Origin of the sequence: Brevundimonas sp. Root1279 (genome assembly GCF_001425945.1) — a bacterium.
In the GTDB taxonomy this organism is placed as follows: Bacteria; Pseudomonadota; Alphaproteobacteria; order Caulobacterales; family Caulobacteraceae; genus Brevundimonas.
In genome coordinates, this window is the sequence record NZ_LMEB01000006.1 from 528,554 (window position 1) to 554,928 (window position 26,375).

The following is a 26,375-nucleotide window of genomic DNA, read 5'->3' on the forward strand; positions in this document are numbered from 1 at the left end:
GTTATGCGCCCCGTGTCCAATCCCCTTCACGCCCTTCGAACCCGCCTCGCCGACCTGGGAGACCGCGGCCGCAAGCGTTCGCCCCTGCTGCGCCAGATTCCCGAGCGGGCGGTGCTGCTCGAATGGGCGGCGCGCATAGGCTACGGCGCCCGCGGCTTCGTCTTCCTGTCGGCCGGCCTGCTGATCTTGTTCTCGGCCTTCGACTGGGCCGGAGAGGCGGTGGGCACGCGGGGGGCCATCGCCTGGCTGGGCGAACAGGCCCTGGGCCGGGTCTGGCTGCTGCTGCTGGCGCTGGGCCTGTGCGCCTTCGTGATGTGGCGGGTGCTGCAGGCGGTGTTCGACGCCGACCACGAGGGCACCAGCGCGCGCGGATGGGGCGTACGGGCCAGCCAGGCCTTCAGCGGCTTCGCCTATGCGGCCCTGGCCTTCACCGCCTTCCGCCTGCTGGTCGGCGAGCCGGAGGCGCAGGCGAGCGCCGAGGTGACCCACAGCCGGGAACAGGCGGCCAAGGTGCTGGAGCTGCCGTTCGGCGATCTGCTGCTGGTCGGGGCCGGGCTGGCCGTGCTGGGCCTGGGGATCACCAACATGGTGCGGGCCTGGCGCGAGGACTTCACCGAATACCTGGACTGCTCGCACGACCTGTGCCGCCGCGTCTCGCCGCTGGCTCGGGCGGGATATATGGCGCGCGGAGCCGCCTACCTGCCGCTGGCCGCACTCGTCGTGATCGCGGGTCTGCGCTCCGATCCGACGGAGGTGACCAGTTTCGCCAAGGCGCTGGAGGCCATGGAGCGCCAGCCGGCGGGGCCGTGGCTGCTGGCCCTGACGGCGCTGGGCTTCATCGCCTTCGGCGTCTTCTCCTTCATCGAGGCCCGTTTCCGGAAGATCCGGCCGCCGCGCAAGTTGAAGCCCGTCGTCTGAAGACTTCGGAACGCTGATCGGTCAAATGATCCAGCCCCTGTTTCGCGCGTTAGGCGGGCGACTGATGGCTGGAGGGTCTCGATGTCTCGTTCGCCCCGTTTGTCCCCGCGTCTCACCCTGTTCCTCGCGCCCATGCTCGTCCTGGCGCTCACCGATTGCGGCAGCGGGCCCGCCCTCGATCCAGCGGTAGGCTACGGCCCCACTCCGACCCTGCCGGCGCCGCAGAGCTCGGCGATCCCTGTGGTCAATGTCGCCGATGCAGTCGGCTGGCCCGAGGGTCGCACCCCGGTCCCCGCGGCCGGCTTCCGGGTGCAGCCGTTCGCGACCGGCCTGGACCATCCGCGCTGGCTCTACCGCCTGCCCAACGGCGACATCCTGGTGGCCGAGACCAACGCCCCGCCGAAACCGGAGGGCCTGGAGGGCGGCGCACGCAGCTGGTTCCAGAAGCTGTTCATGGCCAAGGCCGGCGCGGCGGTGCCCAGTCCAAACCGAATTACCCTGCTGCGCGACGCCGATGGCGACGGGACCGCCGAGACGCGAACGGCCTTCCTGGAGAACCTGATGTCGCCCTTCGGAATGGCCCTGGTCGGAGACACCCTCTACGTGGCCAACGCCGACGCGGTAGTGGCCTTCCCCTACCAGACCGGCCAGACCCGCATCGACGCCGCGCCGCGCAAGGTCGCCGACCTGCCCGCCCAGCGGAACCACCACTGGACCAAGAGCCTGGTGGCCAGCGCCGACGGGTCGAAGCTCTATGTCGGGGTCGGCTCGAACTCGAACATCGGCGAGAACGGCTTGGACGAAGAGGTGGACCGCGCCGCCATCTTGGAGATCGACCCGGCGACGGGTGCGCGGCGCACCTACGCCTCGGGTCTGCGCAATCCGGTCGGCATGGCCTGGCAGCCCGACAGCCGCAAACTCTGGGTGGCGGTGAATGAAAGGGACGAGATCGGCAACGATCTGGTGCCGGACTACATGACCTCGGTGACCCCGGGCGCCTTCTACGGCTGGCCATGGAGCTACTATGGACAGACGGTCGATACGCGGGTGGAGCCGGCCAATTCGGACATGGTCGCGCGGGCGATCCGGCCGGACTATGCGCTTGGGGCCCACACCGCCTCGCTCGGCCTGACCTTCGGCGAGGGCGGCCTGTTCCCGGCCCGCTACCGAGGCGGCGCCTTCGTGGGCCAGCACGGCTCGTGGAACCGCAAGCCGCGCAACGGCTACCGGGTGATCTTCGTGCCCTTCTCAGGCGGAACGCCCGCCGGTCCGCCGGAAGACATCCTGACCGGCTTCGTCAACGAACAGGACCAGGCGATGGGTCGCCCCGTCGGGGTGCAGTTCGACCGCACCGGAGCGCTGCTGGTTGCCGACGACGTCGGCAACGTCATCTGGCGGGTCAGCCCGGCGGCCTGACTGCACGCAAAGAAAAGGCCCCCGCCGGATGACGGGGGCCTTCAGGGCCTGGGCGGCCTCTTCTTGTTTCGGGCAGCGCTTTAGTTCAGCGGCTCAACCACGATGGCCGGCGGCGGCGGTTCAGCCGCAGCGGGGGCGATCGGAGCGGGCGCCGGGGTCGAAGGCGCGGCGTTCAGGGTCGCGGTCGAAGGCGCGGGCGGCGGGGTTTCACGGACGGTCGGCGTCGAAGCGGGCGCGGCGCGACGGGCCGGCGCGGCCTCGCGGCGAGCCACGGGGGCCGGAGCCGGAGCTGGCGTGGCCTCGATCGGCGCGGCGACCGGCGCGGCCGGGGCGGCGGCGAGCGGAGCCGCGGCGGTGGCCGGGACGACCGGGGCCGTAGCGGCGGGCTCCAGCACCGGGGCCGGGGCGGCGTCCTCCCCGTTGTAGCTCATCATAGCCATGGCGCCGCCGCCGAGGACCAGCACCGCGACGGGGGCCAGGATCATCCAGGTGCGCACACCGCCCTTGCGGCTGCGGACGCGGCCGGTGCGGGCATAGACCGGCACGAACGGCGCCTCGTCGCGGGCGTCTGGGAAGACCGGCGGATCGAAACGGCCGATCGGGGGCGTAGGTCGATTGTCGGTATAGGTGATGGACATGCTGATTCCTTCCAAACGTTGGATCATCAAACCAATCCGCCAGACCACGGTTCCGTAGAATCGCCCCGGCCCACAAGAAACACTGATACGGCCACAGTTTCGTCGCGGACGGGCCAGCATTGCGGCATTCGCTATACTGAACGAGCTTCGCCGCATCTTTTCAGATTTCTTTAGGACGCCTTCGGCACAGTGCGGACGCAGGAATCGGGTTGACGCAGGGGAACCGCCGCTTCGGCGCCACGCCTCACGGCAAACCGGCGCAGAGCGGCCACTAATGCCGTTCCGGATTCCCCTGCCGGTTGACCGGGCCCCGGCGGTTGTCCATCACCGGTGAGACGCGAACGACTGCTGTCAGGGAGTGGCTGAACGATGGGTCTGGTGGCGAATATCCGGCGCGATATGAAGTTCGCGAAGGGGCTGCGCCGCCTGCTCGCTCGCATCAAGCCCATCGAACTCGACAGCACCGATCTGGTCTGTGACGACTGGGAAGAGGCCGTCGACAAATTCGCCGACCACGTCGCCGTGCAGGATGATCGCGGCAGCGTGACCTATCGCGAGCTCGACGCCATGGCCAACCGCTTCGGCCACTGGGCCCAGAGCCGGCGCCTGAAGCGCGGGGACACCATCGCCCTGGTGATGCTCAACCGGGTCGAATACCTCGCCGCCTGGATCGGCTTCTCCAAGGTCGGCGTCGCCACCGCCCTGATCAACACGAATCTCAGCGGCCACGCCCTGGCCCACTGCCTGTCGATCTCCAACGCTTCGCAGGTGGTCACCGACGCCGACTGCTGGCGCAAGATCGAAGAGGCGCGCCCGTACGCCGGCCGCAACCTGATGCTCTGGGTCCTGGGCCTGGCCGACGAGGACGAGGCCGACGAACGCCGCGGCCTGGACAAGCCGGTGCGCGGCGGCTCCTCGGTTCGTCCGGCCCGCTCGGCGCGCGCCGGCCTGACCAACCGCGACACGGCCCTGTACATCTACACCTCGGGCACCACCGGCCTGCCGAAGGCCGCGCGGATCACCCACGCCCGCGCCCGCACCTATATGCGCGCCTTCGCCGGCGCCACGACAGCGACGGACAAGGACATCACCTTCAACGTCCTGCCGCTGTACCACTCGACCGGCGGCCTGGTCGGCATCGGCCCGGCGCTGCTGAACGGCGGCAAGCTGATCCTGCGCAAGCGTTTCTCGGCGACCAATTTCTGGCCCGACGTGAAGGCCTCGGGCGCGACCCTGTTCGTCTATATCGGCGAGCTGTGCCGCTATCTGGTCAACTGCCCGGAACACGCCGACGAGCGGTCGCACAAGCTGCGCCTGGCCTTCGGCAACGGCCTGCGGCCCGATGTCTGGGACGACTTCCAGAAGCGCTTCGGCGTGCCGGACATCCTCGAATTCTACGGCTCGACCGAGGGCAACGTCTCGCTGTTCAATTTCGACGGCAAGCCGGGCGCCATCGGCCGCGCGCCGAACTTCCTGAAGAAGCAGATCAATTTCCGACTGGTCCGCTTCGACATCGACACCGAACTGCCCTCGCGCGGCGCCAACGGCCTGTGCGAACTGGCCCGGCCCGGCGAGGTCGGCGAGGCGATCGGCCAGATCGGCGACGACATCCGCCACGCCTTCTCCGGCTACGCCGACAAGGCCGCCTCGGAGAAGAAGATCCTGCGCGACGTCTTCGTGCGCGGCGACCGCTGGTTCCGCACTGGCGACCTGATGAAACAGGACGCCGAGGGCTACGTCTATTTCATCGACCGGATCGGCGACACCTACCGCTGGAAGGGCGAGAACGTCTCGACCGCCGAGGTCGAGCAGCGCCTCGCCGACGCGCCCGGCGTGCTGGAAGTCATCGCCTACGGGGTGCCGGTGCCGGGCCACGAGGGCAAGGCGGGCATGGTCGCCCTGGTCGTCGACGGCAAATTCGGTGCCCGCGTCTTCGCCGATTGGGTCGAGCAGGAACTGCCGATCTACGCCCGTCCGGCCTTCGTACGGCTGATCAAGTCGGCCGAAACGACCGGAACGTTCAAGTATCGCAAGATCGACCTGGTAGCCGACGGCTTCGACCCCGAAAAGGTCGACGGCCCGCTGTATGTGCGCGGCGGCAAGAGCGGCTACACCAAGCTGAGCGACGTCGCACGGCAAGCGATCCTGGACGGCGAAACGCGACTTTAGCGCGCAGGAGTTGCCGGGGGCGGGGTTCGCAACCCGCCCTTAAGCATTAACGGCGATGGTTGAGGCCTCTCGCGTCGGGGTCTCCGCCTTCCATGTTCCAGATTATCGGCATTGTGCTGCTGTTCGCCCTGGTGTTCGGCAGCTACGTCATCTCGGGCGGCAAGTTCGAGGTGATCCTGCACGCCCTGCCTCACGAGATGATGGCCATCGGCGGCGCGGGCTTCGCGGCCTTCCTGATCTCGAACTCGACCCCGGTGCTGAAGTCGACGATCGGCGGCCTGGGCAAGGCCTTCGCCGGCCCGAAGTGGAAGAAGCAGGACTACAAGGACCTGCTGTCGCTGTTGTTCCAGCTGACCAAGACGATGAAGTCCAAGGGCGTCATCGCCCTCGAGAGCCATATCGAAAAGCCGGCCGAGAGCACCATCTTCCAGAAGTATCCGAAGGTGCTGAAGGACCACTTCGCCACCGACTTCATCTGCGACACCCTGCGCATGATGACCATGAACCTCGAGGATCCGCACCAGATCGAGGACGCCATGGAGAAGCAGCTCGAGAAGCACCACCACGAACACCTCGGCGCGCCGCACGCGCTGCAGAACCTCGCCGACGCCCTGCCCGCCCTGGGCATCGTCGCGGCCGTGCTGGGCGTCATCAAGACCATGGGCTCGATCACCGAGCCGCCGGAGATCCTCGGCGGCATGATCGGCGGCGCGCTGGTCGGCACCTTCCTGGGCGTGTTCCTGGCCTACGGCCTGGTCGGCCCGCTGGCCGCCCGCCTCAAGTCGATCGTCGACGAGGAGTCGGCCTTCTACAAGATCATCCAGTCGGTGCTGGTCGCGCACCTGCACGGCAATGCTGCGCAGATCTCGGTCGAGATCGGTCGCGGCGACATCCCCTCGTCGGCCCAGCCGTCCTTCCTCGAGATGGAAGAGACCCTGCAGGGCGCCGAGACCGCCTGATTTTCACGACGCCTCACGGTTCCGTCACGCCGGCTCAAGGTCGATCACGGCTTCGGGAACAGCGGGGCGCCTTCGCCGGTTACCCGCTCGACCGATCGTGCACGCGGGCGGCTTTCCGCCCGGGCGATCGCTCGGAGGAGCTCGCATGAAGCTGATGATCATCACCGCCGCGGTCGCCGGCGCCCTGGCCCTGGCCGCCTGCACTCCGGCCGAAGAAAAGGCCGAGACCCCGCCCGTCACCGATGTCGACGTGACCACGGTGGCTCCGCCCGCCGATCCGGCCGCCCCGCCGGCCGCGACCACCCCGCCGGCGACCGCGCCCGCGGATGGCGCGACGGCTCCCGGCACGACGCCGCCGACCCTGCCGCCGGAAACCACGCCGACCTCGCCGGCGACCACTCCGCCGGCTCAATAGCAAAGGCGCGACAATTTCGCCTTTCAGGGGAAGGGGCCGTTGAAAGACGGCCCCTTTTTCGCGTCGGATGACAACAGTTCACGAACCCGTGAGAATTTCGCTTGCTTACGGGCTCACGAACCCGTTATCTCGCCAATGCGAGGATTCATGACCTCGTATGACCCTTCTGAAGGAACAAACTCATGCGCATCACCGCTCTGATCGCCGCTTCGGCCGCCGCTCTGGCCCTGGCCGCCTGCACCCCGGCTGAAAAGACCGAAGAAGCTCCGGCCGCCGACGCCGCCGCCACTGAAGCCGCTGCTCCGGAAGCCGCTCCGGCTGCCGACGCCGCTGCCGCTCCGGCTGCCGACGCCGCTGCTGCTGCTCCGGCCGCTGACGCCGCTGCTGCTCCGGCCGCCCCGGCTGCTGAAGCCCCGGCTGCTCACTAAGAGCATTTGACGCCAGCCCTTCGGGGCTGTGTCGAAGGAAAGGGTCGCCCTCACGGGCGGCCCTTTTTTCGTTGCGCTTCAAGGCGCGGCCTTCGGGAGCGTTGCGCCAAATTCACTTGCGGCGTCCGCGAAAGCGTCGGTATTTCGGCCCTACCGGGACAATACCCCGCCTTTTGGAAGGACCACGCCATGCGCCTCGTCGCCCTGATCGCCGCCTCGGCCGCCGCCCTGGCCCTCACCGCCTGCAACAACGCCGAGGAAAAGGCCCCCGCCGGCTCGACCGAGGCCGTCGAAGCCTCGGGCATCACCGACCCGAACGCGGTGACCGTCACCGAGGAACAGGCCGCCGCCGACGCAAAGGCCGCCGCTGACGCCGCCGCGGCCAGCGAAGTCGCTCAGACCAACGCCCCGGCGGAAGCCGCCGCCGTTGCCCCGGCCGCCGCGCCGGCCGCCCCGGCCAAGGCGCACTGAGCCCAGGCCCGGCCCAATCGACTGGACGGGGGCCGCTCGCAAGGGCGGCCCCTTTTCGTCGTCCGACGCCCGAGCTCGGCAAAAATGGTCTAGAGCCACGCCGATGACCGAGGACCGCTCCCCCCGACTTGTCTGGACTGAAGAGGGCGCGCCGCGCTCGGGACGGTTCGACGACGTCTATTTCTCGCGCGAGGACGGGCTGACCGAGACGCGCGCCGTCTTCCTGACCGGCTGCGGCCTGCCGGAAGCCTGGGGCGAGCGGCGCCGCTTCACCGTCGCGGAACTCGGCTTCGGCACCGGCCTGAACATCGCCGCCCTGCTCGACCTGTGGCGGCGCACACGGCCCGCGGGGGCCAGGCTGCACATCTTTTCGGTCGAGGGCTTCCCTTTGAGCCGCGACGAGGCCGCCCGCGCCCTGTCCAACTGGCCGGAGATCGCCGAGGCGTCGCAAGCCCTGCTCGACGCCTGGCCCGCGAACGCGCCCGGCTTCCACCGCCTCGATCTGCCCGGCTTTGACGCCGTGCTGGATCTCGCCATCGGCGAAGCCGCCGACATGCTGAACCAGTGGTCGGGCCGGGCCGACGCCTGGTTCCTCGACGGCTTTGCGCCATCGACCAACCCCGGCATGTGGTCCGACGCGGTGCTTGACGCCGTCGCCGCCCGCTCCGCGCCGGGCGCGCGGATCGCGACCTTCACCGTGGCCGGGATGGTCCGCCGGGGCCTGGCCGACCGAGGCTTCGCGGTCGAAAAGCGGCCCGGCCATGGCCGCAAGCGCGAGCGGCTGGAGGCCCGCCTCCCGGGCGCAGTTACAGAGACCGAACCGCGCGTCGCCATCGTGGGGGCCGGGATCGCCGGCGCCGCCCTCGCAAGGGCCTTCGCCGCCCAGGGGGTGAGGCCGAGGGTCATCGAGGCAGACCGGCCCGGCGCGGGCGGCTCCGGCTTTCCCGCCGCCCTGGTCACCCCGCGTCTCGACGCGGGCGACGCAGCCATCGCCGGCCTCTACGCCCAGACGCTCGAGCGCGCGGCGACCCTCTATGACGCCCTGCCCGGCGCCGTCACCGCGCGCGGCGTGCTGCAGCTGGAGCAGGCGCCCCGCGACGCCGCCCGCTTCGTAAAGATCGCCGCCCAATCGCTGTGGCCGGAGGGCGCCATGGCCGTGTTCGACGCCTCCGCCTGTTCGGCCCGGCTGGGCGAGACCGTCGCCAGCGGCGGTCTCTGGATGGAGGGAGCCCGTGCGATCCGGCCCGCCGCCGTTCTGACCGCCTGGCTGGCGCAGGCAGACAAAACCCCGGCCCAGGTCGCCCGTCTCGAACCGGCGGACGACGGCTGGCGGCTGCTGGACGAGGCCGGCGAACCGATCGCCGAGGCGGAGGTCGTGATCCTCGCCGGCGGCTGGGGCGCCGCAGGCCTGCAGCCGGACCTCGGCCTCGCGCCGGTGCGCGGACAGGCCGACTGGGTCGAGGGCGCCACGCCCCAGCCCGCCACCGCCTGGGGCGGTTATGCGGCGCCGACCGGAGACGGCCTGTTGTACGGCGCGACCCATGAGCGGGGCGAAACCGTCGTCGAGACCAGCGACGCCGCCTCAGAGCGGAACCTCGACACCGTCGCCGCCCGTCTGCCCGCGCTGGCCGCCCGGATCACGGCCGCCGGGCCCTCCCGAAAGCGCGCCGCCGTCCGGGCCACGACGGCTGACCGACTGCCTCTGGCGGGCGAGATCGCGCCCGGCCTTTACGTTCTGGGCGGTCTCGGGTCGCGGGGCTTCTGCGTCGCGCCCCTGCTGGCCGAGCACATCGCCGCCCGAGCGCTGGGGACGCCTTCGCCCTTGCCGGAAGGCTTCGCCGCCCGGGTCACGCCCGCGCGGCGGGCGCTGGCGCAACCTTTGCCGCAAACAGACGCTTCTGATTGAAGACGGAGCGCGCCCTGCGCCCCACCGCTCGGAGAGCCCCCATGATCCGCTCGCTTCCGTTGCTTGCCGTCGCCGCCTCCTGCAGCCTCCTGGCCGCCTCCTGCGCCCCGACCACCGAGGGCGCGGCAGCCGACGGATCCGCCCCGGCGTCCGCCGCCGGCTCGGGCCGCCAATGCTTCACGCCGGACCGGGTGCGGAACTTCCGCCAGGGACCGCAGGTCGGACAGATCTTCGTCCGTAGCGACACCAATCAGGTGTTCGAGCTGAACTCCGCCGGCGGCTGCACCAACCTCGACTTCGCCGTCCGGATGAGCATCGTGGCGGAAGGCGCCGGCCTGGCCGGCGGACGCACCTGCGTCGGCGACTCGGTCCGCATCGTGACGCCGGGGCGCACGGCCGCGACCAGCACCTGTCGCGCCCGCGTCACCCGCATTCTGACGGCAGAAGAGGTCGCGGCCCTGCCGGCCAACCAGCGTCCCTGAGACGTCCCCGGGGCGTCAGCCCTTCTGGGCGTAGCCGAGACGCTGGTTCAGCTTCTCGATCAGGTCGATGGCCGTGTCGGCGATCACCGAGCCGGGCGGATAGACGGCGGCCACGCCGGCGTCGATCAGCGGCTGCACGTCAGCGGGAGGGATCACCCCGCCGACGACGACGGTGATGTCCTCGCGACCCAGCTTCTTGAGCTCGGCGATCAGCTCGGGCGCCAGGGTCAGGTGGCCGGCGGCCAGCGATGAGGCCCCGACGGCGTGGACGTTCTTCTCCACCGCCTCCTTGGCCGCCTCAGCGGGAGTCTGGAACAGCGAGCCGGCGGTGACGTCGAGGCCGAGATCGCCATAGGCCGTGGCGATGACCTTCTGGCCGCGGTCGTGACCGTCCTGACCCAGTTTGGCGATCAGGATGCGCGGCGGCCCGCCGTCGTTCTCGACGAAGGCGGCGACCATGTCGCGGGCGCGGCTGATCTTCGGATCCTTGCCGGCCTCTTTCGCATAGACGCCCGAGACGGTCTTCACTGTCGCCACGTGGCGGCCGAAGGCGGCTTCCAGCGCGTCGGAGATCTCGCCGACGGTGGCGTAGGCGCGGGCGGCCTCCACGGCCAGTTGCAGCAGGTTCGCATCGCCCCTGGCGCCGGCGGTGAGGGCGTCGAGCGCGGCCTGGGTCTTCGCCGCATCGCGTTCGGCGCGCAGGCGCTTCAGCTTGTCGAGCTGGGACGCCAGCACGGCGGCGTTGTCGACCTTGAGCACCGGGATGTCGTCGACCTGGTCGTTGAGGTAGCGGTTCACGCCGACGACGGTCTGCTGGCCGGTGTCGATGCGGGCCTGGGTGCGGGCCGCCGATTCCTCGATGCGCAGCTTGGGCACGCCGGCCTCGATGGCCTTGGCCATGCCGCCCAGGGCCTCGACCTCGGCCATGTGGGCGCGGGCCTTCTCGGCCAGCTCATGGGTCAGGCGCTCGACGTAGAAGCTGCCGCCCCACGGGTCGATGACCTTGGTCAGACCGGTCTCCATCTGCAGCAGCAGCTGGGTGTTGCGCGCGATCCGGGCCGAGAAGTCGGTCGGCAGGGCCAGGGCCTCATCGAGCGAATTGGTGTGCAGGCTCTGCGTCTGGCCGCCCGCCGCCGCCATGGCCTCGACCATGGTGCGGCTGACGTTGTTGAACACGTCCTGGGCCGCCAGCGACCAGCCGGACGTCTGGCAGTGGGCACGCAGGGACAGGGAGCGTTGGTCCTTGGCCCCGAACTTGGACACGGCCTCGGCCCACAGCAGGCGGCCGGCGCGCATCTTGGCCACCTCCATGAAGTAGTTCATCCCGATGGCCCAGAAGAAGCTGAGGCGCGGCGCGAAGCGGTCGATGTCGAGGCCCGACTCGACACCGGCCTTCAGGTATTCGACGCCGTCGGCGAGGGTGTAGGCCAGCTCCAGGTCCGCCGAGGCTCCGGCCTCCTGCATGTGGTAGCCGCTGATCGAGATCGAGTTGAATTTCGGCGCATGCTCGGCGGTCCAGCCGAAGATGTCCGAGATGATCCGCATGCTCGGCGCCGGGGGGTAGATGTAGGTGTTGCGGACCATGAACTCCTTGAGGATGTCGTTCTGGATGGTCCCGGTCAGGGCGCTGTGCGGCACGCCCTGCTCCTCGGCCGCGACGATGTAGAGCGCCAGCACCGGCAGGACGGCGCCGTTCATGGTCATGGACACGCTCATCTGGTCGAGCGGGATGCCGTCGAACAGGGTGCGCATGTCGTAGATGCTGTCGATGGCCACGCCGGCCATGCCGACGTCGCCCTTCACCCGCGGGTGGTCGCTGTCGTAGCCGCGATGGGTGGCCAGGTCGAAGGCGATCGACAGGCCCTTCTGACCGGCGGCGAGGTTGCGGCGGTAGAAGGCGTTGGATTCCTCGGCGGTCGAGAAGCCGGCGTACTGGCGGATGGTCCAGGGGTTGGACGCATACATCGTCGGATAGGGGCCGCGGTGATAGGGCGCGATGCCGGGCAGGCCGTGGATGAAGTCCAGCCCGTCCAGCGCCTTGGCGCCATAGGCGGGAGCCACGTCGACGCCCTCGGGCGTGCGCCACGGCTTGCGAGCCGGGCCGGTTCCGGTGGCGGTCAGGTCGAGGGCGACCTTGGAGAAGTCGGGGAAGCTCATTTGGCCGCTCCTTCAGCTTCGAAGGGGGCGGCGAGGCGGATGGGGGTCAGGGGCACGCAGGCGTCGCCGCCGCCAACGGGCGCGGTCGTCGGGACGGGTTCGAAGGCGGTCGGACGCGGATCTGGATCGACGAATTTGGTGACGCCGACGAGCTGGGCCGAGCCCTTGGCCAGGGCGGTCTCCAGGCTCTCGCGGGAGCGGGCGATGCGGGGCTGAACCAGGTGGCCGCGTAGGGCCTCGACCAGGCCGCCCTCGGCCTCGATCAGCTGGAACTCGGTCCAGGCGGCCTCGGCCAATTCGCGCGTTCGCTGGTCGAGATACCAGGAGCCGGCGGCGGGGTCGTCGACCCGGCCGATGTAGGCCTCCTCCATCAGCACCAGCTGGGTGTTGCGCGCCTGGCGGCGGGCGAAGGCGTCCGGGCGGCCCTCGGCGCGGGTGAAACCGTCCAGCACCACTGCATCGGCCCCGCCGACCGCGCCGGCGAAGCCCGCGGCGGTCAGACGCAGCAGGTTCGGCCACGGGTCGCGCGCCGCCAGCATGCGGCGCGACGACCGCGCCTCGATGACGGCGGGCGTCTCGACTCCGAAGGCGCCGCATAGGGTGTTCCAGATCAGGCGCAGGGCGCGGACCTTGGCCAGGCCGTCGAAATACTCCTGGTCGACCGAGACGCCGAGGACCATGCCCTTGAACGCCTGTTCGGCGGTCATGCCCGCCTCGACGGCGGCGCGGACCAGGGCGGTGGCATTGGCGGCGACGAAGGCCAGCTCCTGGGCGATCGAGCCGCCGGCCTCATGCGCGACGCGGCCCGAGGCGAGGAAGAAGCTGGCCTCTGGATAGGCGCCGGCGTGTCGGGCGGCGGTATTGGCCGCCAGCGACAGGTGCTCCTCCAGCGAACGCGGGGCCTCGCCGGTCTCGGCGAAGGCGGAGATCGGGTCGAGGTGGAACATCAGTCTCGCGCGCGGCGACCCCTTGGCGGCCACGGCCAGGGCGTTGGCGGCGTCCGGACCGTCGAGGCCGGCGTCCAGGCCCACGGCGGCCAGTTCCAGGGCGACGCCATCGAGAGCCCGGGCCAAAGGAGCGGAATCGGCGAGAATGGCGCCGGCTAGCACGGCCGAGGCGGCCCCGCCTTCGAGGTCGGCCAGCAGGGCCTTGTTGACCGCCTCGGGGTCGTCGCCCTCGACCAGGGTGCGCAGGTCCCAGGCGCGGCCTTCGGCGTCGGACGGCCGCGGCGCGAAGACCGGGTCGACCCCGGTGGCGGCGCCGTACAGCGGCCGGGTCACCAGGCCGTCGGCGTCCATATGGAGCAGGCTCTCGATCGGCCGGTCCTTCAGCGCCTTCTCGGCGAGAGGCCGCCACTGCGCGGGCGTCGGGGTCGGGAACAGGTCTGACATGGCGCCTCCAATGCCCCGATGGCGCGGCGGGGTCCAGAGCCGGGGGGGACCGCTATCGCTAGGGTTGCACCTATCATTGTTCCGTGAAAACTCTCACGAAACGAGGGGACGCGATGCGCACGACCATTCTTGCTAGCTTAGGGCTATTCTTTGTCGCTGGCTGTGCGAGCGCACCGCCGACGTCCGGTCCCGACTGTCGGCCCTTCGTCGCCTCCGTGAGCCTTCAGTGCTGGTATGGTGGCGCAGACTCTCCGATGAGCCAGTGCCAAGTCGGCCGCGAGAGCCCTCAAGGCTGCAAGATCGGCCCGGCGGCGATCGCCTATTTTAACAGCGGGCTCGATCTCTCACCCGTCTTCAGCCCCGACGGGTTCGAGAAGCCGGCGCACGGCGCTCGCTGGGTTCAATTCGAGGTCTACCGAGACGAGGCCGGCACGGTGGGGCGGCTGTATGCAGATCGAAATGGCGTGAAGTCGGTGCTCCGTGAGCGCACGTTCGCGCCTAAAAGTGGCGATTAACCACACTCGCCGGTTGTATCGATAACAATGTTATGTACCTGATATTCGCCCATTGGGGGTATCAGGAGTTCATCCATGCTGAAGACCAACGTTGCCGCGCTATTCGCCATCAATGCCGTCGTCGCGCCGCTTCTCGCCCCGGGCACCTTGACGGTCGCCACGCCGGCATTCGCCTAGGACCCCATCCCCTGTTCGTGATCGACATCGTCTGCGACCGAACCGGCCACTGCACGGTGTCCCAGCCGCAGATCGATTCGGACTGCGACGGTACCCCGGACTAACTGGCTGAAGCGGGGACGGTTTGCCGTCCCCGTACTTCCCGCCCCGGCGAAGGCGTGCCAGCTTCGCCGCATGCAACCTCTACAGCCTCTCCAAGCGGCGGCAGGAGAAGGCTGCCGGGCTTTTCCGCCACCCGGTCCGTTGCAGTTCCGGCGACGCGCCCCACATCGGGTCATCCCCTCCCGGAGCCCTCCCCATGACCGACCTGTCCGCCTTCCCGATCACCCGGCGCTGGCCCGCGCAGCATCCCGAGCGGCTGCAGCTGTATTCGCTGAACACGCCCAACGGGGTGAAGGCGTCGATCCTGCTGGAGGAGCTGGGCATCCCCTATGAGGCGCACCTGGTCGACATCGGCAGGGATGAGAGCCACCTGCCGGAATTCCTGTCGCTGAACCCCAACGGCAAGATCCCGGCCATCATCGATCCGGACGGCCCGGGCGGAAAGCCGCTGGCCCTGTTCGAGTCGGGCGCCATCCTCTTCTACCTGGCGGAGAAGACCGGCCGGTTCATCCCGGCGGATGCGGCGGGCCGCTACGAGACCCTGCAGTGGGTCATGTTCCAGATGGGCGGCATCGGACCGATGTTCGGGCAGGTCGGCTTCTTCAACAAATTCGCCGGCAAGGCCTTCGAGGACAAGCGGCCGCTGCAGCGCTACGTCGCCGAGTCCAGGCGGCTGCTGGGCGTGCTCGACGAACGGCTCGAGGGCCGCGACTGGATCATGGGCGACGCGTACTCCATCGCCGACATCTCCATGCTGGGCTGGGTGCGCAACCTGATCGGCTTCTACGAGGCGCGCGACCTGGTCGAGTTCGACAGCCTGAAGAACGTCCCGGCCTGGCTGGAGCGCGGCCTGGCCCGCCCGGCGGTGCAGCGCGGGCTGGAGATCCCGAAGCGGGCCTAAGCGCCTGAGCCGGCCGGCAGGGCCCAGGCGATGACCTGGTCGCCGGCCGGAGTCTCCATGAAGTGATGGCCGCCGGTCATCAGCACCAGATACTGGCGGCCGTCCTGCTCATAGACCATTGGATTGGCCTGGCCGCCCGCCGGCAGGCTGTCCGACCACACCGTCTTGCCGGTCTCGATGTCGATCGCTCGGATCAGGTCGTCGGTGGCGGCGGCGATGAAGATCAGGCCGCCGGCGGTGACCACCGAGCCGCCGTTGTTCGGCGTGCCGATATCGATCGGCAGCATTGACGGAATGCCGAACGGTCCGTTCTTGCGCGCCGTGCCGAGGGGACGGTCCCAGACGGTCTGACCGGTGCGGATGTCGATGGCCCGGATGCCGCCGTAGGGCGGCTGCTTGCACAGCATGCCGGTGAATTTCTGCCGCCAGCCGGCGTTGACGTCGATGGCGTAGGGCACGCCGGCCTGCGGATCGCCTGCGCCTTCGGGCTTGGCCTTGCCCTGGGCGCGCGGGTCGCCGCGGGGGAACCAGCCCTTCTTGTCCGCCTCGGCGCGCGGGACCAGCCGATTGTAGTTCGGCATGTCGTTGTAGTTGGCGATGATCCAGCCGCGCTGGGGATCAACGGCGACGCCGCCCCAGTCCGAGCCGCCATTGTAGCCGGGGTACTGGATCGAGCGCCTGTCGCTGGTCGGCGGCGTGAAGAAGCCGTCGTAGGCCGCCTTCCGGAAGCCGATGCGGCAGACCATCTGGTCGATCGGGCTCATGCCCCACATGTCGCGCTCGGTCAGGTCTTTCGCCGGGCGCAGGGTGTGGAACAGGGAGTGCGGCTGGGTGCGGGCGCGCTGCTGCGGCTCGACCCCGCCCTGCGGCGCCGGGCGCTCTTCGACCCGGGTCAGCGGCTGGCCGGTGCGACGATCCAGGATGTAGAGGTCGCCCTGCTTGCTGGGCAGGACCAGGGCCGGGACCGCGCCGGTCGCCGTCGGAAAGTCGATCAGGCTGGCCTGCGAGCCGAGGTCATAGTCCCAGACATCCTTGTGCACCGTCTGGAACGACCAGACCGGCCGGCCGGTCGTGACGTCCAGCGCCACCAGGCTGGTGGCGAAGCGGTTCTCGGCCTCTGAGCGGTCGGCGCTGTAGTAGTCGGCCGCCGAGTTGCCCATCGGCAGATAGACCAGTCCCAAGCGGTCGTCGCCGGTGGCCGTGGTCCACATGTTCGGCGTGCCGCGGGTGTAGCTCTCGCCAGGCTGCAGTGGGGCCGAGTTGGGGCGGGTCATGTCCCAGGCCCAAAGCAGCTGGCCGGTGCGGGCGTCGAAGCCCTGGATCACGCCCGAGGGGGCCGTGTTGGTCTGGCCGTCCAGCACCTGGTGGCCGGTGACGACGACGCCACGCACGATGGTCGGGGCCGCGGTGATCGAGACCATGCCGGGCACGACCTCGCCCATGCCCTGCTTGATGTCGACCTGACCGTTGACGCCGAAGTCGGCGCACGGGCGGCCGGTCCGGGCGTCGACGGCGATGAGCCGGCCGTCCAGCGTGCCCTCGATGATGCGGGCCGAACAGGGCGCAGGCGGAAGCGGCTGAAGCGTGGTCGGCGGCGGCGGGATCGCCGCACCGATCGGTAGTGTCGCCTGTCCCGCCGCTGCGACCGGCGCCGGGGCGCCGACGGTGTCGGCGGTCTCATAGTAAGCCACCCCGCGGCAGGCGGCGGTGTAGGGAATCCAGTCCTTCGACACCCGCGGGTCGAAGCGCCAGCGCTCCTTGCCGTTGCGCGCGTCCAGGGCGATCAGCTTGTTCATCGCCGAACACAGATAGATCGTGTCCCCGACCTTCAGCGGCGTGGTCTCGGCGCCCCATTTCTCGTCGGGAATGTCGCCGGTGCGGAAGGTCCATGCGCGCTCCAGCTGCCCGACATTGTCGCGATTGATCTGCGTCAGCGGTGAGAAGCGCCGGGCGCTGGAGGCGCCCCCATAGGCCGGCCAGTCGGCCCCCGTGTCGCGCAGCGAGGCCTCGGTCATGCCGGCGGCGCGCGGGGCGCCGGTGATGGTCGGCGGCTCGGGCCGGTTGGCCTGGGCGACCACGAGGCCGGAAATCAGGGCGCCGAGGAAGAAGGCCGCCACGCCGCCCAGCACGGCTCGCCCACCGCCGCGCCGCACCAATGCAGGTATGACCAGTATGGCCAACAGCAGCAGCACCGCCGGAGCGAACACGCGCGGGACCAGGGCCCAGCCGTTCAATCCGACCTCCCACAGCGCCCAGACGAGCGTGAGGGCGAAGATCAGGATGTAGATCCACACGCCGACCAGGCTGAGCCGGAACAGCATGACGCCGGAGGCTATCAGCCCCAGGCCGGCCACCAGGTAGTAGAAGGAGCCGCCCAGAAACAGCAGATAGCCGCCGCCGATGGCCAGCACGGCGCCGAGCAAGACGAATAGCGCGCCCAGCGCCTGCGCGAGGAACGCGATCAAGCCTCCGCCCCGTTCGATCCTGGCCATCTCCGCTCCGGGCTAGGGCTGGACTATGGGGGCCAAATGACCGGGTTGCGGTCGGGGTTCCGGAATCCTGTCGCCGAGAGATCCGAGCCCTGTCGGACCGCGTCCGCCAAGGCCGGGTTCGCCCTAGGTCGTCGCGTCTGTGACCGCGCCGAGGGCCCGGCGGCGGATGGCCGCCAGGCCTTCCAGCAGGACGATGGAGTTGGCGCTCTCGCGGCAGTCCTCGCGCAGGATCAGGCGCAAGGCGCGGACGTGCACCTCGACCGACGGCCAGTCCCAGGCGCCGGCCATCCGGTCGCTGACCTCGCACAGGCTGAACACCGCCTGGTGGAAGGGGCCGGTGTCAAAGAAGCCGGCCATGTCGAGCAGCGAGGCCGCCTGGTCGTAGATCGGCTCGGCGGTCCGCGCCGCGCACGCCGCCTCCAGCTCGGTCAGAGTCCGGTCCAGCGCCTGCATAGCCGCCTCGCGATGACCCTCGACGGCGCCGTCGGCCGCGGCCAGGGCCGCGTCGATCGTCACCCCCCCCGGCGCGGACATCTTGCGCGCGAGGTTGGTCTTGTACTTGAAGATCTTCACATCACTCATATCGCCACCCGACGAACCTTCATCAGACTATCGATGTCGGCCTGTTCCATATTCGCTTCGGTCGCCTCGCCGATGTGGTTCGACAGGTCGCCGGCCCGGCGCCCGTTCATGCCCAGCGGCGGTCCGAAATTGCGCACCCGGCGGTCGGGTCCGACATAGTTGGGCGCCTTGACGAACTCGCGCTCGTCATTGGCGAGCCAGAGGATGCGCTGCAGCAGCACCCCGGGCGTCAGCGGCTTGGTGACCACGAAGCTGGCGCCGCAATCACGGCTCTTGTGCACCTTTGACGGCGCCGCGTGGCCGGTCAGCATGATCACCGGAGTCATGCACGTCGGGGCCGGGGTTTCGCGCCGCAGCCACTTCACGAAGTCGTAGCCGTCCATCTCGGGCATGGCGCAGTCGACCAGGATGAGGTCGACCATCCGGCGCTTCAGGATCTCGGTCGCGTCCAGGGCCGAGGCGCAGCGGATCTGCTCGCGCACGCCGAAGCCCTGGACAATCGACGCCAGGATATCCAGCGCCTGCGGGTTGTCGTCGACGAGCAGCACCGAGGCCTGCTCGAGGTTGACCTTCGACGACCTGGACGGGGCGCGGGCCATCAGTCGAACAGCAACAGGTCGCCGTCAGACGGCTCAGCGGCGCGTGCGCGAGCGCGCTGCAGGACGGCGGAAGACAGGCGGTCGACAAGTTCGGCCAGCGGCAGGGCGTCGATCGCCGTCTCGACCGGCTGCCCCTCGGACAGGGCGTCGGCCAGGGCGGAAAGGGCCGCCAGTTTCTGCACCAGCAGATCGACCGCCTGCGCCTGCACGACGACAGGGCCGCGTTCAGCGGCGGGCAGGCCGCGCGCGTGTTCGAACACGACGGTCGACAGGCCTTCGGCGGCGTCGGCCATCTCGGCGCATTCGGCGGACAGGGCGGACAGCAGGGCGCGGGTCTGGGACGGGGTCATCAGAACAGCTCCAGGGCGCCGGCGTCGACGACGGGGGCCGCACGGCGCGGCGGCGGCGCGACCTGGGCATGGGCGTCGGCCACGGCGCGCTGCAGGGCGCGCCCGGTGACCGGCCAGTACTGCACCCGGCGTCCGCCGTTTCCGCGCAGGCTGCCGCCGACCAGGGCGATGCCCTCGTCGCGCAGGAAGCGCTCGGCGAAGTCGGCGTTGGCCCGACCCACGTCGCGCAGGGAATCGAACATCCGTCCGCCGCCGAACAGCTTGGCCTCCATCCGATCGCGCCGGGCGCCGGCCTTGAGACAGTCGTTGATCAGGACTTCCATGGCGTAGGCGCCATACCGCCGGCCGGCGTCGAGGCCCCCGGCGTCGCCTTCGGGGAGGAGGAAATGGTTCATGCCGCCGACGCCGGCCGTCGGATCGCGCAGGCACATGGCCACGCAGCTGCCGAGAATGGTCGTCAGCATGACCGACGGATCGTCGGTCACGTGATGCTCACCCTGGCCCACGTGGATGCGCGTGTAGGATTCCATGGCGGCGGCGGCGTTGGTCATCAGGTCAGCGGCCCGAAGACGCCTTCCAGCTTGTCCTTCAGCTGGGCGACGGTGAACGGCTTGACCAGGTAGTTGTTGACCCCGAACTGCACGGCGCGCTGCACCAGCTCGCGGTCGGCGCGGCCGGTCAGCATGATGAAGGCCGCGCCCGCCGTCGGCGGGTGGGCGCGCACGGCGCGCAGCAGGCCGAGGCCGTCCAGGTTCGGCATGTTGAAGTCCGAGATCACCAGGTGGGCCGGACGGGTGATCATCTCGCGCAGGCCGGCCTCGCCGTCCGCGGCTTCGCGGAACTCGCGGAAGCCGAGCTGCTGCAGGCTGGTGCGGATCAGCGAACGCATCGAGGCCTGGTCGTCGACGATGAGCGTGTGGATGGCGGCGGCGGAAGGCATGTCGTGAACCTCAGGCGGCGGCGGCGGGCGGGGCCGCGCACAGATCGAGAATGGCGGTGGAGAGACGGGAGAGCGGCAGCTGGCGCTCGACGGCGCCGAGGTCGAAGGCGGCGCGGGGCATGCCGTAGACGACGCAGCTGGCCTCGTCCTGGCCGAGGGTCGAGCCGCCGGCCTGGCGCATCTCGAGCAGGCCTTGCGCGCCGTCGCGGCCCATGCCGGTCAGGATGACGCCGGTCATCGGACCGCGTCGCCGGGCCAGCGAGCGGAACAGCACGTCGACCGACGGCCGGTGACCGCTGACGGTCTCGCCGCGCACCAGGCGACAGCGCGGCGACGGGCCGCCGGTGACCTCCAGATGGGCCTCGCCGCCGGGAGCGATGTAGATGCGGCCGCGCTCCAGCGGGGCGCCGTCGGTCGCCTCCTCGACGTGCGCCGCCGAGGCGCGGTCGAGCCGGGCGGCGAAGCTGCGCGTGAAGGTGGCCGGCATGTGCTGGGTCACCACCGTCGGCGGACAGTCGGCGGGGAAGGCCGAAAGGATGGTCAGCAGGGCCTCGACGCCGCCGGTCGAGGCGCCGATCCCGAGAATGTGGTCCCGGGCGGCGCGGTACTCGGTCGGCCGCTGGACCGGGGCGGCGGGAGCGGCGGCGCGGACGCGTGAGCGGGCGGCGACCTTCACCTTGGCGGCCAGGTCGGCGAAGGCCTCCTGGGCGGTGACGCCCGCGCCCGGCTTGCCGACCGCGTCGACCGCGCCGAGCTCCAGCGCCGCCAGGGTCACCTCGGCGCCGGCCTGGGTCAGGGTCGAGACCATGACCACCGGCATCGGCCGCAGGCGCATGATCTTCTCGAGGAATTCCAGCCCGTTCATATTGGGCATCTCGACGTCGAGGGTGATGACGTCGGGATTCAGCCGCTTGATCGCCTCGCGCGCCTCCAGCGGGTCGCAGGCCGAGCCCAGCACCTCGATCTCGGGATCGCGGCGCAGGGCGGCGGTGATCAAGCCGCGCATGGTCGGGCTGTCGTCCACGACGAGGACGGTGACCTTGTTGGTGACGGGCGCGGTCATGCGGCGAGCCGGTAGGTGGTCAGGCCGCTGGTCGCGAAGCGGGCCGTGGCGGGGCCGCTGACGCGCTCGGAATGGCCGATGTAGAGGGTGCCGCCCGGGTTCATGACCGGAGCGAACCGGCTCCAGACGCGCTCCTGGGTCTGGTCGTCGAAATAGATCACGACGTTGCGGCAGAAGACGACGTCGAAGCGGCCGCGCATCGGCCAGTCGCCGATCAGGTTCAGCTCGCGGAACGACACCAGCCGACGCAGGGTCTCATTGGCGCGCAGGCGATCGCCGGGAGCCTTCTCGAAGAAGCGGTGGCGCAAGAGCGACGGGGCCGGGTCGAGCGCCTCTTCGGAATAGACCCCGGCGGCGCCCTCGGCGACCATGTTGGGATCGATGTCGGTGGCCAGGATGCGCACGTCCAGGTCGGCCGCCTCGGGCAGGACCGACAGCACCGTCATGGCCATCGAATAGGGCTCCTGCCCGTTCGAGCAGGCCGCCGACCACAGTCGCACCCGCCCCCCGGCGCGGGCCCGCTCGGCCAGCTCCGGCATGACCACGTCGCGCAGGTGATCGAAGTGGTGCGGCTCGCGATAGAAGCGGGTGACGTTGGTCGTCAGGGCGGCCGTCATCGCCTGCCGCTCGTCGACGCCGTTCACGTCCTCGATCAGGGCGCAGTAGTCGCGGAAGCTGCGCAGGCCCAGCGCGCGCAGTCGCTTGGCCAGACGGGAATAGACCAGCGCCGCCTTGCCCTCGTTCAGGGCGATGCCGGCATGGGCGTGCAGCACATGGGCGATGTGACGGAAGTCCTCGGCGGTGAAGACGAATTCGCCTTCGACCAGGGACTCGCGCCCGGCGACGACGGTCATGCGGCTTCCGCCTCGCTTTCGGGCAGCAGCCAGGCCAGTTCGAGCAGGCTGATCATGCGGCCGTCGACGGCGAAGATGCCCTTCACGAAGGTGCGCACCTGATCACTGGCCACGTCCGGCGTCGCCTGCACGGCGTCGTCGGTCAGCTCGATGATGTCCGACACGGCGTCGACCAGCAGGCCGACGGTGCGGCCGCCGATATGGGCGACCATGATGACGTGGCGGGCGGTCGGATCGGAGACGCCGAGGCCCAGACGGGCGCCCAGGTCGATGATCGGCAGCACGGCGCCGCGCAGGTTGATGACACCCTTCATATAGGCCGGCGCGCGCGGCAGGGGCGTCGCCGGGGTCCAGCCGCGGATCTCCCGCACCGACATGATGTCGACGCAGAATTCCTGCCGGCCGATCCGGAAGGTGATCAGTTCTCGGGCCGCGACGGCGGCGGTTTGCTCGGACATGGTCAGCTCGCGAGTTTCAATTCGGGGCGCGCCGGGCGGCGGCGCGCGGTGGCGACGATGGCGTCGACGTCGAGGATCAGGGCGACCCGGCCGTCGCCGAGGATGGTGGCCGCGGCCACGCCTTCGACCTGGCGGTAGTTGGTCTCCAGGCTCTTGATGACGACCTGGCGCTGGCCCTGGATGGCGTCGACCAGCAGGGCGGCGCGGGCCCCGCTCTCGGTTTCGACGACAACGGCCACGCCGGCCGACGGATCGAGGCGCTCGGTGCGGAAGCCCATCACCATCCCGACGTCGATCAGCGGAACGAAACGCTCGCGGAACAGGATCACGGCGTCGTGGCCGCCGACATAGTCGACGTCCTCGCGGCGCGGGGTCAGGCTCTCGACGATGGCGCTCAGCGGCGCGACCAGGGTCTGTTCGGCGGCGGAGACGACCATGCCGTCCAGCACCGCCAGGGTCAGCGGCAGACTGAGGGTGAAGGTCGAACCCTTGCCCGGGATCGAGGCGATCGAGATACGGCCGCCCAGCGCCTGGATCGAGCGCTTGACCACGTCCATGCCGACGCCGCGACCGGAGACGTCGGTGATCGTCTCGGCGGTGGAGAAGCCGGGTAGGAAGATCAGGTTGTCGACTTCGTCGTCGGTCAGGACGGCGTCCTCGGCGATCAGGCCACGCGAGACGGCGATGCCGCGCACCCGCTCGCGGTTGATGCCTTTGCCGTCGTCGCTGATCTCGATGACGATGCGGCCCGAGCGGTGCAGGGCGGCCAGGCGCACCGTCCCCTCCTCCGGCTTGCCGGCGGCGGCGCGATCGGACGGGGTTTCCAGCCCGTGGTCGATGGCGTTGCGGATCATGTGGGTGATCGGCTCGGCCAGGCGCTCGACGACCGTCTTGTCGACCTCGGTGTCCTCACCGGCGGTGACCAGGCGAACGCGCTTGCCGGTCATGTCGGCCACTTCGCGAACCAGGCGCGGCATGCGCTGGAACACCGACTTCACCGGCTGGGCGCGGATGGCCATGACGCTGTCCTGGATCTCGCGCGTCAGCAGCTCGAGATCCTCGAGCCCGACCGAGATGCCGGACGAGCGGGCCAGGCCGCTCTCGATTACGCGCTGGGCCAGCATGGCCTGCTGGATGACCAGTTCGCCGACGACATTGATCAGGCGATCGACGCGGTCGAGGTCGACGCGGATGGTGACGGCGGGCGGCGCGGGGGGCGCAGCCGGGGCGACCGGCGCAGCGGCAGGCGACACCACAGGGGTCGGCTTCGGCGCCGCGGCGGCGACGGCGGCCGGGACCGGCTCAGGCGCGAGGGCGACGACCGGCGCGGGCTCCGGGATGGCCACGGCGATCGGCTTGAACTCCGGCATGAAGTCGTCGGCGGTCGGAGCCGTCGCGGTCGCCTTGGCCAGCAGGGCGGCGATGTCCAGGTCCGGCGCGGCGGCGGGCGTCGCGGCGGCCTCGACCGCAGCGGCCAGCGCCGTCACCGACAGGTCGCAGTCGGTCTCGACGAAGTCGAATACGTCGCGCACATCCGCTTCCGAGGCGGCGGCGTCGAGCGTCAGGGTCCAGGCGAAATAGGATTCCTCCGGCTCCAGCTCGGCCAGGTCCGGCAGGGCGGACGTGTCGAGCTCGGCGGTCACCGGGCCGAGGCGGGCCAGTTCGCGCAGCAGCAGGCCGGTCTCATTGGCCTTGGCGTACATCTGGGCGTGCGGTCGCAGCACGATGCGCCAACCGGTGGCCGCGGCCGGCGCCGGCGCCAGATCGGCCAGGTTGAAGGCGATCGGCTTGAAGCCGAACTCGTCGGCCTCGATCTCGGGCATGGGGGCCGCGACGACAACGGGCGCGGCGGCCGGGGCGGCCTCGCCGTGGGTCAGGGCCTCCAGTTCGGCGACCAGGCCGGCGGAGCGCGCGGCGTCGACCGGCGCGGCCTGGCCGCGGGCGGCCGAAACGTGGTCGTTGAGCACGTCCGAGGCGCGCAGCAGGGTCTTCACCGTGACGTCGTCGCAGGCCTTGCGGCCCGAGCGCAACTCGTCGAGCAGGGTCTCGAAGACGTGGGCGAAGCGCACCAGGTCGTCGAGGCCGAAGGCTCCGGCCCCGCCCTTCACCGAGTGAACGGCGCGGAACACGGCGTTGATGGTCTCGTCATCGGCCGTGCCGGCCTCGATGGCCAGCAGGCCCGACTCGAGGTCAGCCAGCAGTTCGTCGCATTCCTGGAAGAAGACGACCTTGATGGCTTCGAAGGGATCGGCCGCGTCGCTCATGATCAGGCGGCCACCCGGCGCACGGCGTCGACCAGCTTGGCCGGGTCGAACGGCTTGACGATCCAGCCGGTGGCCCCGGCGTCGCGAGCGCGCTGCTTCTTGGCGGTGTCGCTCTCGGTGGTCAGCACCAGCACCGGAGTCGACCGATGCTTCGGATCGGCGCGGACGCCCTCGATGACGCCGAAGCCGTCGAGGCGCGGCATGTTGATGTCGGTGATGACCACATCGGCCCCTTCGGCGCTGAGGGTCTCGAGACCGTCGACGCCGTCGACCGCCTGGATCACGCGATAGCCGGCGTCGACCAGCGCGATCATGAGCATGTCGCGCATCGTCCGGCTGTCGTCGATGGTGAGGACGGTCTTGGTCACGCGGCTTCTCCCTGGCCGGAGGCCACGGCGGGCGCTCCGAAGGCGTTCCATTGGTCGGCGAAGGCTTCCGAGGCCCGGTCGATGACCAGGCTCAGCCCGTCCCGGGCCCAGGTCTGCTGGGCCGAGATCAAGACCTGCAGGCATAGGGCGCCGAGCCGCTCGACGGCCGAGCCGTCGACAATCACGGCCTGGCCCCGGAGGCCGAGCAGTTGCTCCCGCAGGGGCCCCGCCTGCTGGATGTCCAGCACGGCGGGCAGTTGAACGGAGGCGGTCATCAGAACTCTTCCCAGCCGTCCTCGGCCGCCACGGCGTGGGGCTTGAGGGCGGCGCCGCCGCGACCGACGGTCTTGAGGGCGGCGACGGTGCGTTGCGCCGCGCGGGCCGGGATCCGCACCGGCTCGGCGACGGCGCCGATCTGGAAGCGGCTGACCGAGGCGGACAGGCTTTCGGCCTCCTGCGACAGCGAGTGGCTGGCGGCGGTCNTGGAGATGCGGATGCGGGTTCGGCGTCCCTGACGCGAGCGGATCCGCACCGGCTCGGCGACGGCGCCGATCTGGAAGCGGCTGACCGAGGCGGACAGGCTTTCGGCCTCCTGCGACAGCGAGTGGCTGGCGGCGGTCGACTCTTCGACCATCGCCGCGTTCTGCTGGGTCACCTGGTCCATCTGGTTGACGGCGGTGTTGACCTGCTGGAGGCCGGTCGCCTGCTCCTGGGCGGAGGCGGCGATYTCGGAGACCAGGCCGTCGATCTCGGCCACGCGGCTGACGATGCGGTTCAGCGCTTCGCCGGTCTGGCCCACCAGGCTGACGCCCGAGTTGACCTGGGTCGAGGAGGCCGAGATCAGCACCTTGATCTCCTTGGCCGCCTCGGCCGAKCGCTGGGCCAGGGCCCGSACYTCSGAGGCCACCACCGCGAAACCGCGGCCGGCGTCGCCCGCACGGGCCGCCTCGACGCCGGCGTTGAGCGCCAGCAGGTTGGTCTGGAAGGCGATCTCGTCGATGACGCCGATGATCTGGCTGATCTCCTGGGCCGACTTCTCGATCGCGCCCATGGCGCYGACCGCGTCGCGGACGATCATGCCCGAGGTCTCGGCGTCGCCCTTGGCGGCCTTGACSGTCTCCGARGCCTGRCGCGCGCCCGAGGCGGTGCGGTTGACCGTGGCGGTGATCTCGTCGAGCGCCGCGGCGGTCTCCTCCAGCGAGGCGGCCTGCTGCTCGGTGCGGCGCGACAGGTCGTCSGCGGCCTGGCTGATCTCGCCGGCCCCCGAGCGGATGGCCGAGACGTTGGTCACGACCACGCCCATGGCTTCCTGCAGCTGGACGATGGCGCGGTTGAAGTCCTCCTTCAGGCGCGCGGCCTT

The 26,375-nt window shown here is 70.2% G+C and carries 26 protein-coding genes and 1 pseudogene; 11 read left to right on the top strand and 16 right to left on the bottom strand.

The window, feature by feature from the left end; translation table 11 throughout:
• Positions 1 to 12: 12 nt before the first annotated feature.
• Together ASC65_RS10560 and ASC65_RS10565 are read left to right on the top strand one after the other, a co-directional pair.
• A complete protein-coding gene (locus tag ASC65_RS10560) occupies positions 13 to 918 on the top strand; it encodes a DUF1206 domain-containing protein (protein WP_235561474.1) in 906 nt (301 codons plus the stop codon).
• A gap of 81 nt (positions 919 to 999) precedes the next feature.
• Positions 1,000 to 2,334, top strand: a complete 1,335-nt coding sequence (locus ASC65_RS10565; RefSeq protein WP_056452473.1) for a PQQ-dependent sugar dehydrogenase — start codon at positions 1,000 to 1,002, stop codon at positions 2,332 to 2,334.
• A gap of 80 nt (positions 2,335 to 2,414) precedes the next feature.
• On the opposite strand, the gene ASC65_RS17475 is transcribed toward ASC65_RS10565, so the two are convergent.
• Positions 2,415 to 2,972 carry a hypothetical protein gene (locus tag ASC65_RS17475; protein ID WP_056452478.1) on the bottom strand — a complete coding sequence of 186 codons (558 nt, stop codon included), beginning with the start codon at positions 2,970 to 2,972 and terminating at the stop codon, positions 2,415 to 2,417.
• Between the two features lie 369 nt (positions 2,973 to 3,341).
• Between ASC65_RS17475 and ASC65_RS10575 the strand changes: the two genes are divergently transcribed.
• From ASC65_RS10575 to ASC65_RS10605, 7 genes are all read left to right on the top strand, one after another.
• Positions 3,342 to 5,141 carry a long-chain-acyl-CoA synthetase gene (locus ASC65_RS10575; RefSeq protein WP_056452480.1) on the top strand — a complete coding sequence of 600 codons (1,800 nt, stop codon included), beginning with the start codon at positions 3,342 to 3,344 and terminating at the stop codon, positions 5,139 to 5,141.
• Between the two features lie 92 nt (positions 5,142 to 5,233).
• Positions 5,234 to 6,100, top strand: coding sequence for a flagellar motor stator protein MotA (gene motA / locus ASC65_RS10580; RefSeq protein ID WP_056452483.1), 867 nt, complete (start codon positions 5,234 to 5,236; stop codon positions 6,098 to 6,100).
• A gap of 145 nt (positions 6,101 to 6,245) precedes the next feature.
• Positions 6,246 to 6,515: a hypothetical protein gene (locus tag ASC65_RS10585; RefSeq protein ID WP_056452484.1), complete on the top strand. Its 270-nt coding sequence runs from the start codon at positions 6,246 to 6,248 to the stop codon at positions 6,513 to 6,515.
• A gap of 182 nt (positions 6,516 to 6,697) precedes the next feature.
• Entirely contained in the window at positions 6,698 to 6,943 is a 246-nt protein-coding gene (locus ASC65_RS10590; RefSeq protein ID WP_056452489.1) for a hypothetical protein, read from the top strand.
• 189 nt (positions 6,944 to 7,132) lie between these two features.
• A complete protein-coding gene (locus tag ASC65_RS10595; RefSeq protein WP_056452490.1) occupies positions 7,133 to 7,414 on the top strand; it encodes a hypothetical protein in 282 nt (93 codons plus the stop codon).
• Between the two features lie 103 nt (positions 7,415 to 7,517).
• Positions 7,518 to 9,320, top strand: coding sequence for an FAD-dependent 5-carboxymethylaminomethyl-2-thiouridine(34) oxidoreductase MnmC (mnmC, locus tag ASC65_RS10600; protein WP_056452492.1), 1,803 nt, complete (start codon positions 7,518 to 7,520; stop codon positions 9,318 to 9,320).
• 41 nt (positions 9,321 to 9,361) lie between these two features.
• On the top strand, positions 9,362 to 9,802 hold the full coding sequence (locus ASC65_RS10605) for a DUF6491 family protein (RefSeq protein ID WP_056452495.1): 441 nt from the start codon (positions 9,362 to 9,364) through the stop codon (positions 9,800 to 9,802).
• A 15-nt stretch (positions 9,803 to 9,817) separates the two neighbouring features.
• Here ASC65_RS10605 and scpA read toward each other — a convergent pair whose 3' ends face one another.
• Together scpA and ASC65_RS10615 are read right to left on the bottom strand one after the other, a co-directional pair.
• A complete protein-coding gene (gene scpA, locus ASC65_RS10610; RefSeq protein ID WP_056452498.1) occupies positions 9,818 to 11,959 on the bottom strand; it encodes a methylmalonyl-CoA mutase in 2,142 nt (713 codons plus the stop codon).
• Positions 11,956 to 13,350 carry a methylmalonyl-CoA mutase family protein gene (locus ASC65_RS10615; RefSeq protein WP_056452501.1) on the bottom strand — a complete coding sequence of 465 codons (1,395 nt, stop codon included), beginning with the start codon at positions 13,348 to 13,350 and terminating at the stop codon, positions 11,956 to 11,958. The genes scpA and ASC65_RS10615 overlap by 4 nt, the downstream gene beginning before the upstream one ends.
• A gap of 254 nt (positions 13,351 to 13,604) precedes the next feature.
• Between ASC65_RS10615 and ASC65_RS10620 the strand changes: the two genes are divergently transcribed.
• Entirely contained in the window at positions 13,605 to 13,865 is a 261-nt protein-coding gene (locus tag ASC65_RS10620) for a hypothetical protein (RefSeq protein WP_056452504.1), read from the top strand.
• A 475-nt stretch (positions 13,866 to 14,340) separates the two neighbouring features.
• Positions 14,341 to 15,045 (top strand): glutathione S-transferase N-terminal domain-containing protein, encoded by a 705-nt coding sequence (locus tag ASC65_RS10625; protein WP_056452508.1) that lies wholly within the window; start codon positions 14,341 to 14,343, stop codon positions 15,043 to 15,045.
• Here ASC65_RS10625 and ASC65_RS10630 read toward each other — a convergent pair.
• From ASC65_RS10630 to ASC65_RS10690, 13 genes and pseudogenes are all read right to left on the bottom strand, one after another.
• Positions 15,042 to 17,510, bottom strand: a complete 2,469-nt coding sequence (locus ASC65_RS10630; RefSeq protein WP_235561475.1) for a membrane-bound PQQ-dependent dehydrogenase, glucose/quinate/shikimate family — start codon at positions 17,508 to 17,510, stop codon at positions 15,042 to 15,044. The two genes, ASC65_RS10625 and ASC65_RS10630, sit on opposite strands and share 4 nt — an antisense overlap.
• 150 nt (positions 17,511 to 17,660) lie before the next feature.
• Positions 17,661 to 18,119: a hypothetical protein gene (locus ASC65_RS10635; RefSeq protein WP_056452514.1), complete on the bottom strand. Its 459-nt coding sequence runs from the start codon at positions 18,117 to 18,119 to the stop codon at positions 17,661 to 17,663.
• Positions 18,116 to 18,718, bottom strand: coding sequence for a response regulator (locus tag ASC65_RS10640; protein WP_056452515.1), 603 nt, complete (start codon positions 18,716 to 18,718; stop codon positions 18,116 to 18,118). Before ASC65_RS10640 ends, ASC65_RS10635 begins: the two co-directional genes overlap by 4 nt.
• The gene (locus tag ASC65_RS10645; RefSeq protein ID WP_056452516.1) at positions 18,718 to 19,068 is read right to left on the bottom strand and encodes a hypothetical protein; all 351 of its coding nucleotides are present in this window, start codon (positions 19,066 to 19,068) and stop codon (positions 18,718 to 18,720) included. Before ASC65_RS10645 ends, ASC65_RS10640 begins: the two co-directional genes overlap by 1 nt.
• A complete protein-coding gene (locus tag ASC65_RS10650) occupies positions 19,068 to 19,619 on the bottom strand; it encodes a chemotaxis protein CheD (RefSeq protein WP_056452519.1) in 552 nt (183 codons plus the stop codon). Before ASC65_RS10650 ends, ASC65_RS10645 begins: the two co-directional genes overlap by 1 nt.
• Complete coding sequence (locus tag ASC65_RS10655) at positions 19,619 to 20,008, bottom strand: response regulator (protein WP_056452522.1); 390 nt, start codon at positions 20,006 to 20,008, stop codon at positions 19,619 to 19,621. The genes ASC65_RS10650 and ASC65_RS10655 overlap by 1 nt, the downstream gene beginning before the upstream one ends.
• A 10-nt stretch (positions 20,009 to 20,018) precedes the next feature.
• Positions 20,019 to 21,071 (bottom strand): protein-glutamate methylesterase/protein-glutamine glutaminase, encoded by a 1,053-nt coding sequence (locus ASC65_RS10660; protein WP_056452523.1) that lies wholly within the window; start codon positions 21,069 to 21,071, stop codon positions 20,019 to 20,021.
• Complete coding sequence (locus ASC65_RS10665; protein WP_056452527.1) at positions 21,068 to 21,925, bottom strand: CheR family methyltransferase; 858 nt, start codon at positions 21,923 to 21,925, stop codon at positions 21,068 to 21,070. Before ASC65_RS10665 ends, ASC65_RS10660 begins: the two co-directional genes overlap by 4 nt.
• Entirely contained in the window at positions 21,922 to 22,383 is a 462-nt protein-coding gene (locus ASC65_RS10670) for a chemotaxis protein CheW (protein WP_056452528.1), read from the bottom strand. Before ASC65_RS10670 ends, ASC65_RS10665 begins: the two co-directional genes overlap by 4 nt.
• A 2-nt stretch (positions 22,384 to 22,385) precedes the next feature.
• Positions 22,386 to 24,647: a chemotaxis protein CheA gene (locus ASC65_RS10675; RefSeq protein WP_056452531.1), complete on the bottom strand. Its 2,262-nt coding sequence runs from the start codon at positions 24,645 to 24,647 to the stop codon at positions 22,386 to 22,388.
• Positions 24,648 to 24,649: 2 nt separating this feature from the next.
• The gene (locus tag ASC65_RS10680; protein WP_056452533.1) at positions 24,650 to 25,015 is read right to left on the bottom strand and encodes a response regulator; all 366 of its coding nucleotides are present in this window, start codon (positions 25,013 to 25,015) and stop codon (positions 24,650 to 24,652) included.
• Positions 25,012 to 25,290, bottom strand: a complete 279-nt coding sequence (locus ASC65_RS10685) for an STAS domain-containing protein (RefSeq protein WP_056452536.1) — start codon at positions 25,288 to 25,290, stop codon at positions 25,012 to 25,014. The genes ASC65_RS10680 and ASC65_RS10685 overlap by 4 nt, the downstream gene beginning before the upstream one ends.
• A 208-nt stretch (positions 25,291 to 25,498) precedes the next feature.
• Positions 25,499 to 26,375: pseudogene (locus ASC65_RS10690) on the bottom strand (methyl-accepting chemotaxis protein); the annotation flags it as partial.

Bases quoted from the DNA above. Each gene is read 5' to 3' on its own strand.
- ASC65_RS10575 (WP_056452480.1), top strand. From the start codon at position 3,342: ATGGGTCTGGTGGCGAATATCCGGCGCGATATGAAGTTCGCGAAGGGG.
- ASC65_RS10665 (WP_056452527.1), bottom strand. From the start codon at position 21,925: ATGACCGTCGTCGCCGGGCGCGAGTCCCTGGTCGAAGGCGAATTCGTC.
- ASC65_RS10675 (WP_056452531.1), bottom strand. From the start codon at position 24,647: ATGAGCGACGCGGCCGATCCCTTCGAAGCCATCAAGGTCGTCTTCTTC.
- ASC65_RS10685 (WP_056452536.1), bottom strand. From the start codon at position 25,290: ATGACCGCCTCCGTTCAACTGCCCGCCGTGCTGGACATCCAGCAGGCG.
- ASC65_RS10590 (WP_056452489.1), top strand. From the start codon at position 6,698: ATGCGCATCACCGCTCTGATCGCCGCTTCGGCCGCCGCTCTGGCCCTG.
- ASC65_RS10595 (WP_056452490.1), top strand. From the start codon at position 7,133: ATGCGCCTCGTCGCCCTGATCGCCGCCTCGGCCGCCGCCCTGGCCCTC.
- ASC65_RS10635 (WP_056452514.1), bottom strand. From the start codon at position 18,119: ATGAGTGATGTGAAGATCTTCAAGTACAAGACCAACCTCGCGCGCAAG.
- ASC65_RS10640 (WP_056452515.1), bottom strand. From the start codon at position 18,718: ATGGCCCGCGCCCCGTCCAGGTCGTCGAAGGTCAACCTCGAGCAGGCC.
- mnmC (WP_056452492.1), top strand. From the start codon at position 7,518: ATGACCGAGGACCGCTCCCCCCGACTTGTCTGGACTGAAGAGGGCGCG.
- ASC65_RS10660 (WP_056452523.1), bottom strand. From the start codon at position 21,071: ATGACCGCGCCCGTCACCAACAAGGTCACCGTCCTCGTCGTGGACGAC.
- ASC65_RS10585 (WP_056452484.1), top strand. From the start codon at position 6,246: ATGAAGCTGATGATCATCACCGCCGCGGTCGCCGGCGCCCTGGCCCTG.
- ASC65_RS10625 (WP_056452508.1), top strand. From the start codon at position 14,341: ATGACCGACCTGTCCGCCTTCCCGATCACCCGGCGCTGGCCCGCGCAG.
- ASC65_RS10650 (WP_056452519.1), bottom strand. From the start codon at position 19,619: ATGACCAACGCCGCCGCCGCCATGGAATCCTACACGCGCATCCACGTG.
- ASC65_RS10655 (WP_056452522.1), bottom strand. From the start codon at position 20,008: ATGCCTTCCGCCGCCGCCATCCACACGCTCATCGTCGACGACCAGGCC.
- ASC65_RS17475 (WP_056452478.1), bottom strand. From the start codon at position 2,972: ATGTCCATCACCTATACCGACAATCGACCTACGCCCCCGATCGGCCGT.
- scpA (WP_056452498.1), bottom strand. From the start codon at position 11,959: ATGAGCTTCCCCGACTTCTCCAAGGTCGCCCTCGACCTGACCGCCACC.
- motA (WP_056452483.1), top strand. From the start codon at position 5,234: ATGTTCCAGATTATCGGCATTGTGCTGCTGTTCGCCCTGGTGTTCGGC.
- ASC65_RS10605 (WP_056452495.1), top strand. From the start codon at position 9,362: ATGATCCGCTCGCTTCCGTTGCTTGCCGTCGCCGCCTCCTGCAGCCTC.
- ASC65_RS10620 (WP_056452504.1), top strand. From the start codon at position 13,605: ATGAGCCAGTGCCAAGTCGGCCGCGAGAGCCCTCAAGGCTGCAAGATC.
- ASC65_RS10615 (WP_056452501.1), bottom strand. From the start codon at position 13,350: ATGTCAGACCTGTTCCCGACCCCGACGCCCGCGCAGTGGCGGCCTCTC.
- ASC65_RS10645 (WP_056452516.1), bottom strand. From the start codon at position 19,068: ATGACCCCGTCCCAGACCCGCGCCCTGCTGTCCGCCCTGTCCGCCGAA.
- ASC65_RS10670 (WP_056452528.1), bottom strand. From the start codon at position 22,383: ATGTCCGAGCAAACCGCCGCCGTCGCGGCCCGAGAACTGATCACCTTC.
- ASC65_RS10565 (WP_056452473.1), top strand. From the start codon at position 1,000: ATGTCTCGTTCGCCCCGTTTGTCCCCGCGTCTCACCCTGTTCCTCGCG.